The following is a 17,026-nucleotide window of genomic DNA, read 5'->3' on the forward strand; positions in this document are numbered from 1 at the left end:
GTGCGCGCCGTGAGGTACGATACGCGCCGGGGCAAAGCGCCCCCCTGAGAGACCCGGCCGTCGCGGCCCCCTACCCAGCACAACAAAAATGCGAAGAAACCCGACGCTGCACCGCAACCTGTTCGCCGCGCTGGCGGCCAGCCTGCTCTGGATGCCGGCCGCCCACGCCAGCGGCGACGACGGCTGCTACGTACCGAACACGCTCCGGCAGACTTCCTACTCGTGCGGCAACATACCGATGCTGACGCCCGCCAACGACACGCGCATCAACGCGATGCTGATGATGGTCGACAGCGCCAAGGTCGCGCAGGTGTTTCCGGACCCGAGGACCATCCCCGCGAAAGAGCGGATCAACCAGATCGTCGTGCCGTTCCCGATGGATTTCTCCGGCTGGATCTACATCGGTCAGAAGGAGCCCGACAAGGCCGGCGGCGCAGCGGATGCCGATGCGTCGTCGAGCCGGTACGCCGACGGCGAAGGCAGCATCTGCCGCAGCATGAGCGCGGGCGCGGCAGCGTTCGACGACGCGTTGGGCGGCGCAGGCGGCCTGCCCGCGGACGAAGCCGCCCGCCTGCGCGCGGCACGCGCCGACATCGCGCAGAAGACCTGCACCGCGGGCGGCGCGGGCGCCGCGTGGACGAAGCCGCCGGTCAAGTCGCCGCTCGGCCAGCAGTTCGCCGCGTACCTCGACGGCACGAACGCGTTCTACCGCGCCGACTTCCTCACCGCGACGCGGGCCTTCGCGAACGCATCGCACAGCGCGGACCCGTGGCTGAAGGAAACCGGCCTCTACATGGCCGGCCGCGCGCAGCTGAACGCCGCGCAGGCCAACGTATTCGACAACGACGGCCCGACGCCGTCGCGCGCACGCGTGACGAAGGTCTCGCTCGACGCGGCGAACACGGTATTCCGGACCTACCTGAAGGTGTATCCGAAGGGGCGCTATGCGGTTTCCGCGACCGGGCTGCTGCGGCGTGTCGCGTGGCTCGGCGGGAACGTCACGCAGCAGGCCGACCTGTACGGCCACGCGCTCGCGCGCTGGTCGCCGGCCACGTCGAACGTGCCGCTGATGCAGTTGGCGAACGAACTCGACAGCAAGCTGCTGTTCGGGTCGGAATTCGACGCGAGCCAGATCCAGTCGCCGACCGTGCTCGCCACCGTCGACCTGCTGCGCATGCGCGCGTCCGACAGCAGCGACGCGAGCCGCAAGCCGATGACGCTGGACGAGCTGCAGGCGCAGAAGCCGCGCTTCGCGAACGCGCCCGCGCTCTACGGCTACCTGCTCGCGACCTGGTACGTCCAGATCGGGCACAAGCCGGATGCCGCCCTCGAGTTGCTGCCGCAAGCGCCCGCCGCGCCGCTCGACTACTTCGGCCTGAGCCAGCAGGCGCTGCGCGGGTTCGCGCTGGAAGACAGCGGCCAGAACGACAAGGCCCGCCAGCTGTGGCGCGACCTGATCCCGCTCGCGAAATTCCGCTTCCAGCGCGAAATGCTGGAACTCGCGCTCGCGATCAACCTGGAGCAGGCCGGGCTCGTCAACGACGCGTTTGCCGACGATTCGCTCGTGCAGAACGCGGCGATCCGCGCGGTGCTGCTGCAGCGCGCGGCCAATGCCGACCTGCTGCGCGCGCAGGCGCAAAACCAGGCGACCGGCGGCGCGCTGCGCGACACCGCGCTGTACACGCTGCTGTACAAGGAGCTCACGCGTTCGCACTACGCGGACTTCCTCGCCGATACCGCGCTGGTGTCCGGCACGCCCGCCGATCCGTTGAAGCCGTTCATCGCAGCCGGCGCGAAAAACGAAGACGGCTACACGTGCCTGTCGGCGCGCGACATCGCCGCGACGCTGCAGCAGAATCCCGCCGACCCGAAAGGGCTGAACTGCCTCGCGGATTTCGTGCGCCTGCATCCGCCCGCGGCCGGCATCGAAAGCGATCCGGTGCCGCCGTGGATCCGCAATGCGTCGAGCACGGCCGCCACGCGCGTGCCGCCGACGCTCGGTGCGGCGCCGTCGCAGTTCGCGGGCAAGCCGTACGAGCGGATGTCGAGCTACGTGGCGGTGATGGCCGATACGCAGGCGAACCCGAACGATCGCGCGTACGCGTTCTACCGCGCGATCAAGTGCTATGCGCCGGCCGGCGCGAACGAATGCGGCGGCAAGGAAGTGTCGAAGAGCACGCGCAAGCGCTGGTTCGACACGCTGAAGACCGCCTATCCGGGCAGCCCGTGGGCGCAGAAGCTCCGCTACTACTGGTAAGCGGCGCATGAAGCGCATCGCGGGCATCGCGCTGCTGCTGGCCGCGCGCGTCGCGCTGGCCGGCACTGTCGACGCCGCGCGGTACGACGCGTTCTGGCTGTGGGCGGGCGTGAAGCCGCAGGCGGTCGTGCACGGCGCGCGCGCCGTCTATGTGCTGCAAGGGCAGATCGAAGCGTCGCCGCGGGACGAGTCGCAGGTGCGCGTGATCGCGCAGGGCGTCGCGCTGCCGCCCGCGCCCGACGCGCGCGTGTGGCTCGTCTATCGTGCGCATACGCTGCGCTGGACGCCGCGCGTCACGCAGATCATGCTCGCGCAGCTCGCGCGCTGGCGTGCGTCGGGCCGCACGATCGCCGGCATCCAGATCGACTTCGATGCGGGCACGCGCCACCTCGAGGATTACCTCGCGTTCCTGCGCACGCTGCGCGACACCCTGCCCGCCGATTGCCGGCTGAGCATCACGGGGCTGCTCGACTGGAGCAGCCGCATCGATACCGACCAGGTCAACCAGCTCAAGGGCATCGTCGACGAGGTGGTCGTGCAGACGTACCAGGGCAGCCGCACGATTCCCGACTACGCGGCCTACCTGCCGCGCGTCGCGCGGCTGCAGCTGCCGTTTCGCATCGGCGTGATCCAGGGCGGCGAATGGGACGCGCCGCCGTACCTCGCAACGAATCCGTGGTTCCGCGGTTACGTCGTGTTCCTGCGCAACGGCTAGCGGCCGCACACGCGACGGCGTCGATCCCGCCCGCGTAGCGGATTCAGTCGGCGCGCGGCGAACGCGCGTCCACGTACACCCATGCGGCGACACCCGATTCGAGCACGACGCGCTCGCGCCGATACGCATCGACTTCGTAATCGTCCGCGTGCTGCAGTTCGTCGCGGGTGATCGCGAACACGGTGCCCGTGACGCGGTCGCCCGTCTGCCCCGTATAGGTCACCACCGGATGATGGGTCTTCCCGCTCGTCGCGACCACGTCCGGATCGTCGATCCGCAGCATCGTCATCGCATAGCCGGGCATCGCGTCCGCGTGACCGTCGAGCTTGCGGCCGAACGTGGCGAGCTGCACCTGATCGAGCTGCAGCGTGCCATATGAGAAAAGGTGCTCGGAGAAAGCCGGGGCGGAACGGGACATGATCGAACTCGATGAAAGAATCGGTGCCGACGAAGCGTAACGCAGATCGCCGATGCGCTACGCGGCGCCCGCGATCGTGCTGCCGAGCCCGGCGAGCGCAATCGCGAGCAGCGCAAGCGCCGACGAGGCCGAGATCCAGCGCTGCTTCCGATGAATCGCCGGATGGTTGATCGCGGCCATGTAGCCGGCGAGGATCGTGAAATCGACCGCGATCCACAACGCGGCGAGGATCGCGAGGCTCACGCGCGAATCGGGCGTGATGCCGACGAACTGCGGAAAGAACGCGACGAAGAACAGCAGGTCCTTCGGATTCGCGATGCCGACGAGGAAGCCGCGCACGACGCCGGGCAAACCGCGCGGCTGCGGTATCGGTTCGCCTGCCGCCGCGCCATCGCCATGCCGTGCGCGGTTGGCGCGCCATTCGCCGAGCAGCGTCCGGATCGCGAGCACCGCGATGAACAGGCACCCCGCGACATGCAGGCCGGCAAGCAGGCGAGCGCTGACCATCACGACGCCGAACACCATCAGCATCGCGCCCGCGATCATCACGAGGCTCGCGGCATTCGCGCCCACCGCGGTCAGCACGCCCTGGCGGAATCCGCGCCGCGCGACGGTGCCCGTCACGAGCATGACGACCGGGCCGGGCGTCGCGACGAGCAGCACGATCGCGGCCAGATAGGCGAACAGCAGCGGGTAATGGAGTGTCATGACAAAAAGTTGTTCGATGAGTCGAGAAGCACGCCCGTCACGATGGCATCATGGAGACCCGATGGATCGAAAAGCGCGGTTTCTGGCAGTATCACGCGCCCGGGCCGCCGACCGAAAACGGAAAATCCTGTCCGATGACATGAGTTTTATTCATACTCGAAACCCATGAAGGCCAAACCGCTTCCCCCCGTCTATGCGTTGCGCGCGTTCGAGAGCGCCGCGCGCACCGGCTCGTTCACGCTGGCCGCCGAGGAACTGAGCCTGACGCAAAGCGCGGTCAGCAAGCACGTGAAGACGCTGGAGGCCTACTTCGGCCGGAAGCTGTTCGTCCGGCGCGGGCCGAAAATGACCGTGACGGCGGAAGCCCACATCTTCGCGGCCGGCCTCAGGCGCGGCTTCCGGCAGGTCGAGGAAGCGTGCATGCTGTTCCGCACGCAACGCGACGTGCTGCGGCTCAAGGCGCCGTCCACGCTGACGATGCGCTGGCTGCTCGACGCGCTGGCCGCGTTTCGCGGCACGCGGCCGGCGTTCGAGGTGCAGATCGCGAGCGTGTGGATGGACGTCGATACCGTCGATTTCTTCAGCGAATCCTACGATTGCGCGATCCTGCTCGGTGCAGGCAAGTTCGGCGAGAGCACGCATTGCGTGAAGCTGTTCGACGAATGGCTGATTCCGGTGTGCTCGCGAGCCACCGCCACGGTCGCGCGTGCGAATCCCGCCGCGTGCGAGCTGATCCATCCGTCGCCCGACCGGCGCGACTGGCGCCGCTGGCTCAACGGCAGCGGTCACGATCTGGACCTGGACATCACGCGCGGGCAGGTGTTCGACATGCTCGAACAGGGCATCGCGGCGGCCATCGCCGGCCACGGCCTGTCGATCGGCGATCTCGCGCTGTGTGCGACGGCCATCGACGAGAAGCAGCTCGTGCTGCCGTTCAAGACGGCCGTCAGCACCGGCGATGCGTATTACCTCGTGTGGCCGGAAGATTCCGCCAAGGTCGCGCAGGTACGCGAACTGCACGCGTTCCTGGCCGGCCGGATGCCGCGTCTCGCGCATCCGGGCGTTCGTTTCGTCGGTCCGGGGTGAAGCAGATGGCGGGCGATCCGTCCTTTTCCACGCGCGTCCGGATCGCCCGCCTTCGATCGCGGCGCCGCCCGCCGCGGCGGGCCGGCGCCGCCGTCATTACGCCCGTACGAACGCGAGCAGGTCGGCGTTGAGCACGTCGGCGTTGACCGTCAGCATCCCGTGCGAATAACCCGGGTAGGTCTTCAGCGTGCCGTTCTTCAGCAGCTTGACCGACTTCAGCGCGGAATCCGCGATCGGCACGATCTGGTCGTCCTCGCCGTGCAGCACGAGCGTCGGGACGGAGATCGACTTCAGGTCTTCGGTCTGGTCCGTTTCCGAAAACGCCTTGATGCCGTCGTAATGCGCCTTCGCGCTGCCTTCCATCCCCTGCCGCCACCAGTTGCGGATCACGCCCTGGTGCACGGTCGCGCCTTCGCGGTTGAACCCGTAGAACGGGCCGCTCGGCACGTCGAGGAAGAACTGCGCGCGGTTGTCGGCGAGCGCTTTGCGAAAACCGTCGAACACGTCGAGCGGCAGGCCTTCGGGGTTCGAATCGGTTTTCAGCATCAGCGGCGGCACCGCGCTGACCAGCACCGCCTTCGCGACGCGGCCAGCCGGCTCGCCGTGCTTCGCGACGTAGCGCGCCACCTCGCCGCCGCCCGTCGAGTGACCGATATGCACCGCATTGCGCAGATCGAGCGCTTCGACGACCGCGAACGCGTCCGCCGCGTAATGATCCATGTCGTGGCCGTCCCAGACTTGCGCCGAGCGGCCATGGCCGCGGCGATCGTGCGCGATCACGCGATAGCCGTGCTGGACGAAGAACAGCAGCTGCGCATCCCAGTCGTCGCTGGACAGCGGCCAGCCGTGGTGGAACATGACGGGCTGCGCGTCTTTCGGACCCCAATCCTTGTAGAAAATCTCGACGTTGTCCTTCGTGGTGACGTATGGCATCGCGATGCTCCTGTGAGGTGGATGAACGTGGCGAACGGGCCGGTTGCCATTATCGGCCATTATTGTGAAACCACGATGCCATCGTGCAATGCAACGGCCGATCATCCACCGGCAGGAAACGAACGACACGGCGCGCGTCAGCCGTCCGTCGACACCGTCACGGCTTCCCACGCGCGGATCTCGTCGTCCAGCGCCGCCAGCTTGTTGCGCACGAGCCGCAGCGCATCGCTGCCGAGCAGCAGATGCGCGGGCGGATGGTCCGCCGCGATCACGGCGAGCATCGCCCGCGCGGCCTTCGCCGGATCGCCCGGTTGTTTGCCGCTTTTTTCCTCGCGCGCGCGGCGGATCGGGTCGAACAGCGCGTCGTAGTCGGCAATCGAGCGCGGCGTGCGCGCCATCGAACGGCCGGCCCAGTCGGTGCGGAACGAACCCGGCGCGACGGCCGTCACCGCGATGCCGAACGGCGCCAGCTCCTTGCCGAGCGTCTCGGAAATGCCCTCCAGCGCGAACTTGCTGCCGCAGTAGTACGCGATGCCCGGCATCGTGATGTGGCCGCCCATCGACGTGATGTTCAGGATGCGGCCGCGCCGGCGTTCGCGCATGAACGGCACGACGGCCTTCATCATCGCGACCGCGCCGAACACGTTCACGTCGAACTGCCGGCGCAGCTCGTCGAGCGGCGCTTCCTCCAGGATCCCTTCGTGTCCGTAACCCGCATTGTTCACGAGCACGTCGACGGGCCCGACGTTCGCCTCGATGTCCGCGACGACGCCGTCGATGCGCGCGAAGTCGGTCACGTCGAGCACGCGCGCGACGGCCGCCTGCGCGGACAGCGCTTCGAAGTCGCGCGCCGCCTGCGCGCTGCGCACCGTGCCGACCACCGTGTGACCGGCGGCCAGCGCTTCCTGGGCCAGCGCACGGCCGAAACCGCTGCTGACGCCGGTAATGAGCATGATGTTGCCGGATGCCATCTGAGCTTCTCCCGAATGTCGATTGAAGCGTGCATACTAATCTGACGAACCACGCCGAATAAGCCCGATTCCGCTGATTTTCTTGCACAAAACTATGAGCATCTCGCCCGCCTCCGTTCGCTCTTCAGCGCTGCCGCCGCGCGACCGGAAACGCCTGGTGACACTGCTGCGCACGCTGGCGCCCGACGAAGGCTACAACCTGACCGCGCTGCCGAGCGTGCGCATCCTGCGCGCGAACCGCGCGCTGTCGCGCACGCCGGTGCTGTACGACCCGGGCATCGTGATCGTGTGCCAGGGATCGAAGCGCGGCTACTTCGGCGGCGAGCGCTATCTGTACGACGAACACCATTACCTGGCCGTCTCCGTGCCCGTCCCGTTCAGCATGGAAACCGACGCCACGCCCGAGCGCCCGCTGCTCGCGCTGTACCTGCACCTCGATTTCACGCTGGCCGCCGAACTCGCCGCGCAGATCGACCGCGCTGGCCGCGCGGAAACCGTGCAGGCGCCGAAGAGCATGATGTCGACGCCGATGGATCAAGCGATGCACGCGTCGGTGCTGCGGTTCGTCGAGGCGCTGCAGCGGCCGCTCGACGCCGCGGTGCTCGGCCCGGCGCTGCTTCGCGAGTTGTATTTCCGCGTGCTGACCGGCGCGCAAGGTGACGCGATGCGCAGCGCACTGGCGATGCGCGGGCAATTCGGCCGGATCGGACGATCGTTACGCATGATCCACGCCGATTACGCGCGGCCGCTCGACGTGTCGCAACTGGCCAACGAAGCCGGCATGAGCGTGCCGAGCTTTCACAGTCACTTCAAGGCGGTCACGCAGGTGTCGCCGATGCAGTACCTGAAATCGACGCGCCTGCATCAGGCGCGGTTGTTGATGGTGCGCCAGGACCTGACGGCGGAGGCGGCCGGCTACGCGGTCGGCTATACGAGCCCGTCGCAGTTCAGCCGGGAATTCAAGCGCCTGTTCGGGTTGACGCCGGCGAAGGAAACACAGCGCATGCGCGCGAGCTTCGCGATTCCGCAAGCGTTCGACGATGCGGTGTTCGTGTCGTCGCATTGAGGTGGGCGCGAACATCCGGCCGATGACCGCCGTCCCGCACGCACTCAACCGGCGGACGTCGGTTCGCCCGAGGCATCGACGCTCACGCGTGCGGCCCCGACCCACCCGGCTGCCGCAAGGGCAACGGCCGCGACGAACATCATCGCACCCCACCCGATCCGTTCGACGAGCATGCCTGCCGCCACGGCGCCGCCCGCGCCGGCCGCGTAGTACAGCGTCAGGTACGCGGCGCTCAATGCACCGGCCCGTGCGGGCTGAATCGCCACGACGCGGGCCTGGTTCGCGACCTGGGCAGCGAAACAACCGGCATCGAACCACGCCAGCCCGACGCCCAGCCAGCCTGGATGTCCGAGGGCGACGCCAAGCAGCAACGTGGAAAGCGCGGCCACCGCGAGCCCCCAGCCGATCACCGCCCGATCGCCGAAGCGATCGGTGAGCTTGCCGGCCACGCGCGTCACGCCGAGGCCGAGCACGCCGGCGAGACTGTATGCGCCGATCGCGGCCGCCCCCATGCTGTACGGCGGCGCGGCCAGACGGATCGCCAATCCGACCCAGACCAGATTGAACGCGAAGAACCACAGCATGCCGGCGCCGGTGCGGCGCCTCAATGCGGTGCTGTCGCGCAACAGCCGCGGAATCGCGCCGATCGTGGCTGCGTGGCCGGAACGCCGTTCGGGCCGACCGCCGGGCAACAGCACGCCACTGCCGACGGCCGCCAGCGCCACGCAGCCGGCCAGCGCGAGCAGCGCGCCCCGCCATCCGCACCACTGCGACAACGCGCCGCCGACGAAACGGCTCAGCAGGATGCCGGCGGAAATGCCCGCGGAAACCACGCCCATCGCCGCGCCCCGCCGACGCGGCTCCGCATGCTTGCCGACCACCGCGCTGCATTGCGCCGCGACCGTGGTGGCGGCCCCCACCAGCACGAAGCAGGCGTCGAGCGCGAGCGGCGTCGACGACAGCGACGCGCACGCGAGCAACACCGCGAGCCCCCCCATTTGCGCCGGAATGAGCGTGCGCGGACCGAACCGGTCGACCAGCGGCACCAGCAGCGCCAGGCCGGCCAGATAGCCGAGCATCGTCACGGACGCGAGGGTCGCCATCCGCGCAGCCGACACGCCGAAATCGCCGGCAATGGCCGACAGCGACGGCTGCAGCGCATAGCCGTTGGCGATCGCGACGCCCGCCGCGAGCGCCAGCATCGCGATCGCGGTGCGGGACAGGTAGGCGGGCGGGCCGGCGACCGTCATGCGGCCGTCCGCACCGCGATCGCCTCGACCTCGACGCGAATCTCAGGATCGACGAACGGCAACGCATGGACCAGCGAGAATGCCGGCCGGATCTCGCCGTATATCTCGCCGTGCGCACGTGCGGCGTCTTCCCAATGGTCGAAATCCGCGACCACCAGCCGGCTCTGGACGACATCCGACAGTGCGAATCCGCTGTCCGCGAGGACCTTGCCGAGCGTCGCCAACGCATCGCGCGTCTGCGCATACACGTCGTCGCCTTTGCCGGCCGTCCCCGATACGTAGATCGTGTTGTCGACGACCACGGCACGCGAATAGCCCACCTTCGGCTCCCACGGGGAGCCGGTACTGATCCGTTGACGCATCTCGATGATCCTTCTCGGTAAGGTTGGGAAATCTCGCTTACTACTTCAGTAGTAAGTTGAATCGATTCTATACTACTTCGGTAGTTAATCAAGCATCCCCTGAAGCGCGTCACGGCAATCCGAATCCATCCACATGAACGACAACGCGGAACTGATCACGTCACTGATCCGGCTTGGCTTCACGCAATACGAGGCGCAGGCGTACGCGGCGCTCGTCGGCCAAGCCGCGCTGACGGGTGCGGAAGTCGGCCGGCGCGCCGGCATGCCGCCATCGAAGGTCTACGAGACCCTGGGCCGCCTCGAGGCGCGCGGCGCGGTGCTCGTGAACCGCTCCGAACCGGTCCGCTATGCGGCCGTGCCGCACCGGTCGCTGCTGGAAGAACTGCGCACGCGCTTCAACGCGGATCTCGAGCTCGCAGCGGACGCGCTCGACCGGTTGCCGGTGCGGCAAGAGCCGGGGCTAGTCTGGTCGTTGAGCGGGCGGGAGGCGATCGTCAGCGCTTTCGCGCGCGTGATCGACCATGCGAAGACGGCGATCTTCGCGGGTGTCTGGGACGAAGAAATCGACGATCTCGGGCCGCTGCTCGAAGCAGCCGCGGCGCGCGGCGTGGATACGCACGTGGCGATCTACGGCAATCGCACGCTCAACGGCCCGCGCTGCTACGACATGGCCAAATGCGGCGCCAGCGCGCGACTTCGGCTGTCGGGGCGGAGGCTGGCCGTCGCGATCGCGGACGACACCGAGGCCGTGGTCGCGGAATTCGGCGATCAGTCGCCCGACCATGCGACGCTGACGACCAATCCGGTCATCGCGCTGCTCGCGGTCGAGTACATCAAGGCCGACGTGAGCGGCCGCGTATTGATCGACGCCATGAGTCCGGCGGAATACCGGAAAGTACTGAAGCATCCCGACATGCAGGCGATGCTTGCGCCGCTCGACAAGTCGAGCTGACCCGTACGAGATATCGATGCCCCCCTACACCTTCCGTCTGTTGAACGTCTTCGCCGAATCAACGTTCGGCGGCAACCCGCTTTGCGTATTCGACGATGCGCGCGGCATGGACGATGCGACCATGCAGGCGCTGGCCGTGCAGTTCAACCTGTCGGAGACGACCTTCGTGCTGCCGTCCGAACGCGCGCATGCACGCGTTCGCATCTTCACGCCCGGCTACGAGATGGCGTTTGCCGGCCATCCGACGCTCGGCACCGCGCACGTCGTGCGCGAGCGGCTGAATGCCGGCGACGCGCTCACGCTCGAATTCAAGGCCGGCGTCGTCGACGTCACGGCGCGCGACGACGTGTGGACCTTCACCGCGCCGCACTCAGGCATGCCGAACACGGCGCCGTGCGCGTTGTCCGCTGCGCAGGTCGCGGCGCTGCTCGGGCTCGCCGAGGACGATCTGCTCGCGCCGCCGCTGTGGGTCAATACCGGTGCCGACCAGTTGCTGGTCGCGCTCAAGGACCCGGCCGCCGTGCGGCGCGCACAACCCGACAGCGCGCACCTCGACATCTGGCCCCGGAGCGGCCTGGGCCGCAAGACCGCGTATGTGTTCGCGTTCGACGACGCACGCCCGGGAACGGTCGTGTCCCGCTACTTCTTCGTGAAGCAGGGCGGCGGCGTGTCGGAAGATCCGGGCACCGGTTCGGCCTGCGCGAACCTGGGCGGCTGGCTGCTGGCCGGAGGGCACGACCTGCCGGCCGCATTTCGGATCGAACAGGGCGAAGCCGTCGGCCGCCCTTGCCTGCTGCGCCTGTCGGTCAATGCCGCGGGCGAAATCGGCGTCGGCGGGCGCGTGATCGAAATCGGGCGCGGCGTGATCAACGTTTGACGAACGCGATGCGGCCGACGCCGACGCTCACCGCGCGCCCACCCGCCACACCGTCACTTCGTGCAGCGTCTCGCCGGGCTTCAGGACCGTCGACGGAAACGCCGGACGATTCGGCGAATCGGGAAAATGCTCGGCTTCCAGCGCGAACGCATCGGTTTGCCGGTAGATCGTCCCGCCCTTGCCCGCGACGCTGCCGTTCAACCCGTTGGCCGTATAGAACTGCAGCCCCGGCTGCGTCGTGTACAGCTCGAGGAAACGCCCCGACGCGGGGTCGTAGGCGCGCGCGGCAAACGCGGGGGCCGACTGGCCGCCCTGGTCGAGCACCCAGTTCTGGTCGTAGCCATGCGCGATCGCGAGCTGCGGATGTGCATCGCGCACATGCGCGCCGATTGGCGTCAACTGGCGCAAGTCCATCGGCGTGCCTGCGACGCTCGCCAGTTGCCCGGTCGGAATCGACGTATCGTCGGTCGGCGTGAAACGCGATGCGGCGATCTCGATCAGTTGCCGCTCGACGCTGCCGCCCGCCTGCCCGGCCAGATTGAAGTAGCTGTGGTTGGTCAGGTTGACGACCGTGTCCTTGTCCGTCGTGGCGCGATAGTCGATGCGGATCTGGTTGTCGCGGGTCAGCGTGTAGGTCACGTCGGTCGTCAACGTGCCGGGGAAGCCGTTCTCGCCGTCGGGGCTCACGTAGCGCAGCGTGACGCTCGAACCGGTCGCGTCGCTGTGCGTGCCGGTAACCGTCCAGACCTTCGCATCGAAACTGTCGGGGCCGCCGTGCAGCGTGTTCGGCCCGTCGTTGACCGGCAGCTTCCACGTCTTGCCGCCGAGCGTGAAACGGCCGCCCGCGATGCGGTTCGCATACCGGCCGATCAGCGCGCCGAAATGGATGTTGCCGTTGTGCGCCTCGTAGTCGCGCAGCGAATCGAAGCCGAGCACGATGTCGGCCGCGTGGCCGGTTCGGTCGGGCACGTCCAGGGCGGTCACGATGCCGCCGTACGTGATGACTTTCAGCGTCACGCCGTGCCGGTTCGCGAGCGTGTACTGGCTCACCGCCTGCCCGGTCGCGGTCGTGCCGTAATCCGCGCAGCTGATCGAGACGTCGGGCGCCGCCGATGCAACGGCTGCGTGCAGCGCGAACGTTGCGAACACACCTATCGCGAGCATCGGTTGTCGCGGCCAGCGTCGTTTCATGGAAATCTCTCCAAAGTAGTGCGGCCCGTGCGGCCGCGCAAGTTGCATGCCTGCACGTCGCCGCGCTTGCCATGCCGCGCCCCGCATCCGCGTCGCGACGATCACGTATGGTCCGCGCGCCACCGGCGAGGCGTGACACCGGTCAAGCGCGTGAAGGTGCGCGAGAAATGGCTCTGATCGGCGAAGCCGCATGCAACGGCGATCATGCTCAACGGCATGTTCGGGTCACGCATCCATTCCTTCGCCCGTTCGACGCGCTGCACGATGAGCCAGCGATGCGGCGGCAGCCCGGTCGTTCGATGAAACGCCTTGACGAAATGACCGCGAGACAGCCCGCACGCGCTCGCCACGTCGGCCAGGCCGATGTTGCCGTCGAGGTGCGCGAGCAGCAACTCCTTCGCGCGGCGCGCCTGCGACGGCGTGAGCTTGCCGTCCGACCTTTCCCGCCGTTCGCCGACGCCGCCGTAACGATGCGCGACGTGCGCCTGAAACGCCAGCCCCACGTGATCGATGAAGATCTGCGACGCTTCGCCCGGCCGGGCCAGCGCAGGCAGCAGCGCGTGTCCGAGCGCATGGATGACCGAATCGTGGGTGCTCAGATGCGGCGGCAGATAAAGCTGCGGCCGCTGCCGGCCGCCGAGGTCGTCGACGGTTTCCTCGAGCGTGTGGCGCGGCAGATGGAAATGCAGGCAATCGAACGCACCTTGGAGATCGGCCACCCAGCGACGGTCGAGATCGTAGATCGACACGGTTCCCGCGTCATACGGAACGAACGGTGCGGGGCGGCCGTCGAGCCACAGATCCTGCTCGCCGAACGGTTGCAACTGCAGCACGATCAGATCCGTATTCTCGAGTTCGTAGGGCGCGGTCAACCCCATGTTCCTGCGCAAGGTCTTGAGCCGGACGATACCGATTTGCCCGTTCGGCAACGCTTGCGTGACGACGGTCTGCCTGACGTCGGCCGGGATGAAATCGGACGATGCGGTGTCCGGCTGAGGGGCGCTCATGGGGCGATGCGGGAAGGTGAATGACGAGGCTTGTCACTCTAGCAAATCGCGGCGACGCACGCTGCTCGCGCCGCACCCCGCACTGGTATGATGCGCCAGCCACCCCCTACCGGAATTCGCGATGAAGCTGTCATTCGAAGCGCTCGAAGCCCTGGACGCGATCGACCGCACCGGCACCTTTGCCGAAGCAGCGGAACTGCTGCATCGTGTCCCGTCCGCGCTCACCTACCTGGTGCAGAAACTCGAAAGCGATCTCGGCGTGGCGCTGTTCGACCGCAGCGGACGGCGCGCGAAGCTCACGCATGCGGGCCGCATCGTCGTCGAGGAAGGCCGGCGCCTGCTGCGGGCGGCCGAGCAGCTCGAAATGAAGGCGCTGCGCGCGCAACAGGGCTGGGAAACGGAAGTCCGCGTCTGTATCGACGAAATCTTGCCGTTCGACGCGCTGTGGCCGTACGTCCACCGGTTCTACGCGCTCGGGATGGACACGCGGTTGCGGCTGTCGACCGAAGTGCTCGGCGGCGCGTGGGATGCGCTGATTTCGCGGCGGGCGGATCTCGTCGTCGGCGCGGCGGGCGAACCGCCGGAGTTGCCGGGCATCGTCGCACGGCCGATCGGCTCGCTGAAACACGTGTTCGCGGTCGCGCCGTCCCATCCGCTCGCGGCGCTGCCCGAACCGCTGGCGATGGCGTCGGTCGTCCAGTATCGCGGCGCGGTGATCAGCGATACGTCGCGCGAACTGCAGCCGCAGTCGGTAGCGATCGATGCGGGCCAGCCGTATCTCGCGGTACCGACGCTGGCCGCGAAGCTGGAAGCGCAATGCGAAGGGCTCGCGGTCGGCACGCTGCCCGAATGCATCGCGGCGCGCGCGATCGCCGACGGCAAGCTCGTCGCACGCCAGGTGACCGGCATGCGCGATACCACGCACTGCTATCTCGCGTGGCGCGGCGACGAGGCGGGCCGCGCGCTGCACTGGTGGGTCGAGCAACTCGACCAGCCGGATCTCGTCGATCGTTTCACGACGCCGGACTGACACGCCCGTTCGCGGGCCGCCAGCGGCCCTCGCGATCCGGCCCGGCGTCAGCCGAGCGAATCGTGCAGCCGCTTCATTTCCTTCTCGAGCCACCCGATCAGGCTGAACCCCGCGTGCGCTTTCTCGACCGGCGGAATCATCACCCGTTCCTCGGTCGCGATATGGTCGGTGAGCGACTCGCACATCAGCCTGCCGAGCGCCGGCTTCCTCGCGATCAGTGCCGACAGATCCTCGCTGCGAAGCTGATGCACGGTCATCGCGGTCACCGCGTGCACGGTCGCATGAAGCCGCGTGCCGGCGAGCACGACCGACTGCCCGATCGCATCGCCCGGCGCCATGCGCCGGACTTCGACATCGCCGGAAGCGCCCGGCACGAACACCGCCGCGACGCCCGATTCGACGATCGTCAGCACGCGCGACTCCGCATTCGACGCATAGATCACGTCGCCCTTGCCGAACGAACGCGCAACCAGCGCATCGGCCAGCACGGCCAGATCGTCGTCGTCCACGCGCGCGAACAATTCGACCGCGCGCAACAGCAGTAGCCGACGCGATACCGGCTGCCCTAGCGATGTCGATACGGACGCCGGCGCAGAGCCTGCTAGCGGCCGCCATGCGACGCCCGCCGCGGCCAGATGCCGATGCGCGAGATCGTAGAGCGCGTTGCGCACGGTAATTTTCTTCTGCAGTGCGTCGACGTAGCAGACGAGTTCGTACTGGATCGCGTTCGCGCGGAACGCCTTCACGACGGCGATCGGCGCGGGGCGCGCGAGCACGTCGAGCGAACTCGCCGCGGCCCGCTCCAGCGCGCCGACGGCCACCGCCGGCCGCACCGCGGGATCGAGGTCGAGCGCGAGCGTCACGCCGTGCAGGCCCGCGGGTTCGCTGAGATTCACGATCGTCGCGCGCGCCGCGGTGCTGTTCGGCACGACGACCAGGTTGCCGAGGCTGTCGATCAGCTTCGTCGCACGCCAGTTGCTCTCGACGATGCGCCCTTCGAGCTCGCCGATCGAGACCGTATCGTCGAGCCGGAACGGTTGCGTGGTATTCAGCACGAGCCCGGAGAACACGTCGTTCAGCGTGTTCTGGAGCGCGAGGCCGAGTATCACCGCCACGGCGCCGGAGGTCGCGACCAGGCCGCTCAACGGCAGGCCGAGCACGTAGCCGAGCGCGGCCACCGCGGCCGCGCCGAACACGATGGCTTCGGCGAGGTCGTGAAACAGCCGCTGGTTGCGCCACGCACGCGGCAGCAGCAGCAGATGATTGAGCAGCAGACTGAACACGATCGCGCACTGGAGCCACCAGGCGATGCAGATGGCCTGGACCGCGATCCGGTCGAGCCAGGCGAGCGACGCGGGCACGGCGAGCGGGCTCACGCCGGTCGCGAACAGCACCGCGGTCAACGCGGCGAACGCCGCGCAGCGCCGGATGGCGCGCGCCGCGGAGCGACCGCGCCCGAACAGCCGCCACGCGGCGAGATCGGCCAGCACGATCGGCGCGCCGTAGATCGCCGTATCGGAGAAATTCAACATGTCGGAACGCACGCGCGGCGCGCGAAAGGATGGGCGCGGCAGCACGTACGTCGCCGCGCGGACGGAATCGTCGGGCACATGGCGTGCGGGCCGCCGACGCACTGGCCGCCGCTAGGCGCGCCGGCGCATGACGCTCGGCAACGGCAGTGGCAACACGTAGCGGCCGGCACCCGCGATCGCGATCGTGCCGAACAGGATCAGCAGCATCCACGCGAACTGCGCATCGCGCAGCGGCCAGTCCGGGTGGACGAACACCAGCGCGACGAGCGTGACGATCATCACCGGCAGCGCCGCCAGCCTCGGATACAGACCGACGATCACGAAGACCGGGCACACGACCTCCGCGAAGATCGCGAACAGGATCGACAGCGTGCGGCCGAGATGGAACGGATCTTCGATCGCCGCGGCTTCGGCCGTGTAATGCACGATCTTCGGCAAGCCGTGCACGACGAGCAACAGCACGCTGGCGGCGACGCGCAGGAACAGCAGGCCGAGATCGGTCGCGTGACGGGAAAGGTCGGATTGATCAGGTTTCATGCGGCGGTTCGTCGGTTGAACGGGATGCGCGGCGACGCGTGCGCCGGGTGTTTCGCCGCGCCGACCTTCAGTGGGATCGCGCGATGTCGGCGAGCGCAGGCGGTCGATGCGCACGCGTGCCGACGGGGTGTCGG

17 protein-coding genes are annotated in these 17,026 nt (G+C 68.1%); 7 read left to right on the forward strand and 10 right to left on the reverse strand.

All coding sequences use genetic code 11. The features are described 5' to 3' along the window. The first annotated feature begins 88 nt into the window (after positions 1-88). Together KU887_RS33605 and KU887_RS33610 are read left to right on the forward strand one after the other, a co-directional pair. Entirely contained in the window at positions 89-2,257 is a 2,169-nt protein-coding gene (locus KU887_RS33605; protein ID WP_080323835.1) for a hypothetical protein, read from the forward strand. A 7-nt stretch (positions 2,258-2,264) separates the two neighbouring features. Beyond that, a complete protein-coding gene (locus KU887_RS33610) occupies positions 2,265-2,972 on the forward strand; it encodes a DUF3142 domain-containing protein (protein WP_059721776.1) in 708 nt (235 codons plus the stop codon). A gap of 43 nt (positions 2,973-3,015) precedes the next feature. On the opposite strand, the gene KU887_RS33615 is transcribed toward KU887_RS33610, so the two are convergent. Further along, positions 3,016-3,390, reverse strand: a complete 375-nt coding sequence (locus KU887_RS33615) for a gamma-glutamylcyclotransferase family protein (protein WP_059721775.1) — start codon at positions 3,388-3,390, stop codon at positions 3,016-3,018. Between the two features lie 57 nt (positions 3,391-3,447). After that, a complete protein-coding gene (locus KU887_RS33620; protein ID WP_006498447.1) occupies positions 3,448-4,098 on the reverse strand; it encodes a LysE family translocator in 651 nt (216 codons plus the stop codon). 165 nt (positions 4,099-4,263) lie between these two features. On the opposite strand from KU887_RS33620, the gene KU887_RS33625 reads away from it, so the two are divergent. Next, positions 4,264-5,184 carry a LysR substrate-binding domain-containing protein gene (locus KU887_RS33625; protein WP_258258554.1) on the forward strand — a complete coding sequence of 307 codons (921 nt, stop codon included), beginning with the start codon at positions 4,264-4,266 and terminating at the stop codon, positions 5,182-5,184. Positions 5,185-5,280: 96 nt separating this feature from the next. Here the strand turns inward: KU887_RS33625 and KU887_RS33630 are convergent, their stop codons facing one another. Together KU887_RS33630 and KU887_RS33635 are read right to left on the reverse strand one after the other, a co-directional pair. Continuing rightward, positions 5,281-6,117, reverse strand: coding sequence for an alpha/beta fold hydrolase (locus tag KU887_RS33630; protein WP_006498449.1), 837 nt, complete (start codon positions 6,115-6,117; stop codon positions 5,281-5,283). A gap of 137 nt (positions 6,118-6,254) precedes the next feature. Continuing rightward, a complete protein-coding gene (locus tag KU887_RS33635) occupies positions 6,255-7,088 on the reverse strand; it encodes an oxidoreductase (RefSeq protein WP_006498450.1) in 834 nt (277 codons plus the stop codon). 94 nt (positions 7,089-7,182) lie between these two features. Here KU887_RS33635 and KU887_RS33640 point away from each other — a divergent pair, with 94 nt between their 5' ends. Then, positions 7,183-8,154: an AraC family transcriptional regulator gene (locus KU887_RS33640; protein ID WP_043205938.1), complete on the forward strand. Its 972-nt coding sequence runs from the start codon at positions 7,183-7,185 to the stop codon at positions 8,152-8,154. Positions 8,155-8,198: 44 nt separating this feature from the next. Here the strand turns inward: KU887_RS33640 and KU887_RS33645 are convergent, their stop codons facing one another. Together KU887_RS33645 and KU887_RS33650 are read right to left on the reverse strand one after the other, a co-directional pair. Continuing rightward, positions 8,199-9,404, reverse strand: coding sequence for an MFS transporter (locus tag KU887_RS33645; RefSeq protein ID WP_109343125.1), 1,206 nt, complete (start codon positions 9,402-9,404; stop codon positions 8,199-8,201). Continuing rightward, the gene (locus KU887_RS33650; RefSeq protein ID WP_006498454.1) at positions 9,401-9,766 is read right to left on the reverse strand and encodes a RidA family protein; all 366 of its coding nucleotides are present in this window, start codon (positions 9,764-9,766) and stop codon (positions 9,401-9,403) included. Before KU887_RS33650 ends, KU887_RS33645 begins: the two co-directional genes overlap by 4 nt. Positions 9,767-9,899: 133 nt before the next feature. On the opposite strand from KU887_RS33650, the gene KU887_RS33655 reads away from it, so the two are divergent. Beyond that, complete coding sequence (locus tag KU887_RS33655) at positions 9,900-10,718, forward strand: TrmB family transcriptional regulator (protein WP_060266475.1); 819 nt, start codon at positions 9,900-9,902, stop codon at positions 10,716-10,718. Positions 10,719-10,734: 16 nt separating this feature from the next. Continuing rightward, the gene (locus tag KU887_RS33660) at positions 10,735-11,595 is read left to right on the forward strand and encodes a PhzF family phenazine biosynthesis protein (RefSeq protein ID WP_060266472.1); all 861 of its coding nucleotides are present in this window, start codon (positions 10,735-10,737) and stop codon (positions 11,593-11,595) included. 27 nt (positions 11,596-11,622) lie between these two features. Here the strand turns inward: KU887_RS33660 and KU887_RS33665 are convergent, their stop codons facing one another. Together KU887_RS33665 and KU887_RS33670 are read right to left on the reverse strand one after the other, a co-directional pair. Continuing rightward, positions 11,623-12,786 (reverse strand): aldose epimerase family protein, encoded by a 1,164-nt coding sequence (locus KU887_RS33665; protein ID WP_258258557.1) that lies wholly within the window; start codon positions 12,784-12,786, stop codon positions 11,623-11,625. Between the two features lie 101 nt (positions 12,787-12,887). Beyond that, on the reverse strand, positions 12,888-13,793 hold the full coding sequence (locus KU887_RS33670) for an AraC family transcriptional regulator (RefSeq protein WP_006498459.1): 906 nt from the start codon (positions 13,791-13,793) through the stop codon (positions 12,888-12,890). Positions 13,794-13,914: 121 nt separating this feature from the next. On the opposite strand from KU887_RS33670, the gene KU887_RS33675 reads away from it, so the two are divergent. Further along, complete coding sequence (locus KU887_RS33675; protein WP_006481353.1) at positions 13,915-14,823, forward strand: LysR family transcriptional regulator; 909 nt, start codon at positions 13,915-13,917, stop codon at positions 14,821-14,823. Positions 14,824-14,870: 47 nt separating this feature from the next. Here KU887_RS33675 and KU887_RS33680 read toward each other — a convergent pair whose 3' ends face one another. Then, positions 14,871-16,355: a mechanosensitive ion channel family protein gene (locus KU887_RS33680; protein WP_258258559.1), complete on the reverse strand. Its 1,485-nt coding sequence runs from the start codon at positions 16,353-16,355 to the stop codon at positions 14,871-14,873. Between the two features lie 111 nt (positions 16,356-16,466). Continuing rightward, positions 16,467-16,892 (reverse strand): DoxX family protein, encoded by a 426-nt coding sequence (locus KU887_RS33685; RefSeq protein ID WP_069353417.1) that lies wholly within the window; start codon positions 16,890-16,892, stop codon positions 16,467-16,469. Between the last annotated feature and the right edge of the window lie 134 nt (positions 16,893-17,026).

The sequence above is a fragment of the Burkholderia sp. EMB26 genome, from assembly GCF_024730645.1.
GTDB lineage: Bacteria > Pseudomonadota > Gammaproteobacteria > Burkholderiales > Burkholderiaceae > Burkholderia > Burkholderia cenocepacia.

Coding starts and splice junctions, on each gene's coding strand:
- KU887_RS33605 (WP_080323835.1), top strand. CDS start 89: ATGCGAAGAAACCCGACGCTGCACCGCAACCTGTTCGCCGCGCTGGCG.
- KU887_RS33610 (WP_059721776.1), top strand. CDS start 2,265: ATGAAGCGCATCGCGGGCATCGCGCTGCTGCTGGCCGCGCGCGTCGCG.
- KU887_RS33615 (WP_059721775.1), bottom strand. CDS start 3,390: ATGTCCCGTTCCGCCCCGGCTTTCTCCGAGCACCTTTTCTCATATGGC.
- KU887_RS33620 (WP_006498447.1), bottom strand. CDS start 4,098: ATGACACTCCATTACCCGCTGCTGTTCGCCTATCTGGCCGCGATCGTG.
- KU887_RS33625 (WP_258258554.1), top strand. CDS start 4,264: ATGAAGGCCAAACCGCTTCCCCCCGTCTATGCGTTGCGCGCGTTCGAG.
- KU887_RS33630 (WP_006498449.1), bottom strand. CDS start 6,117: ATGCCATACGTCACCACGAAGGACAACGTCGAGATTTTCTACAAGGAT.
- KU887_RS33635 (WP_006498450.1), bottom strand. CDS start 7,088: ATGGCATCCGGCAACATCATGCTCATTACCGGCGTCAGCAGCGGTTTC.
- KU887_RS33640 (WP_043205938.1), top strand. CDS start 7,183: ATGAGCATCTCGCCCGCCTCCGTTCGCTCTTCAGCGCTGCCGCCGCGC.
- KU887_RS33645 (WP_109343125.1), bottom strand. CDS start 9,404: ATGACGGTCGCCGGCCCGCCCGCCTACCTGTCCCGCACCGCGATCGCG.
- KU887_RS33650 (WP_006498454.1), bottom strand. CDS start 9,766: ATGCGTCAACGGATCAGTACCGGCTCCCCGTGGGAGCCGAAGGTGGGC.
- KU887_RS33655 (WP_060266475.1), top strand. CDS start 9,900: ATGAACGACAACGCGGAACTGATCACGTCACTGATCCGGCTTGGCTTC.
- KU887_RS33660 (WP_060266472.1), top strand. CDS start 10,735: ATGCCCCCCTACACCTTCCGTCTGTTGAACGTCTTCGCCGAATCAACG.
- KU887_RS33665 (WP_258258557.1), bottom strand. CDS start 12,786: ATGAAACGACGCTGGCCGCGACAACCGATGCTCGCGATAGGTGTGTTC.
- KU887_RS33670 (WP_006498459.1), bottom strand. CDS start 13,793: ATGAGCGCCCCTCAGCCGGACACCGCATCGTCCGATTTCATCCCGGCC.
- KU887_RS33675 (WP_006481353.1), top strand. CDS start 13,915: ATGAAGCTGTCATTCGAAGCGCTCGAAGCCCTGGACGCGATCGACCGC.
- KU887_RS33680 (WP_258258559.1), bottom strand. CDS start 16,355: ATGTTGAATTTCTCCGATACGGCGATCTACGGCGCGCCGATCGTGCTG.
- KU887_RS33685 (WP_069353417.1), bottom strand. CDS start 16,892: ATGAAACCTGATCAATCCGACCTTTCCCGTCACGCGACCGATCTCGGC.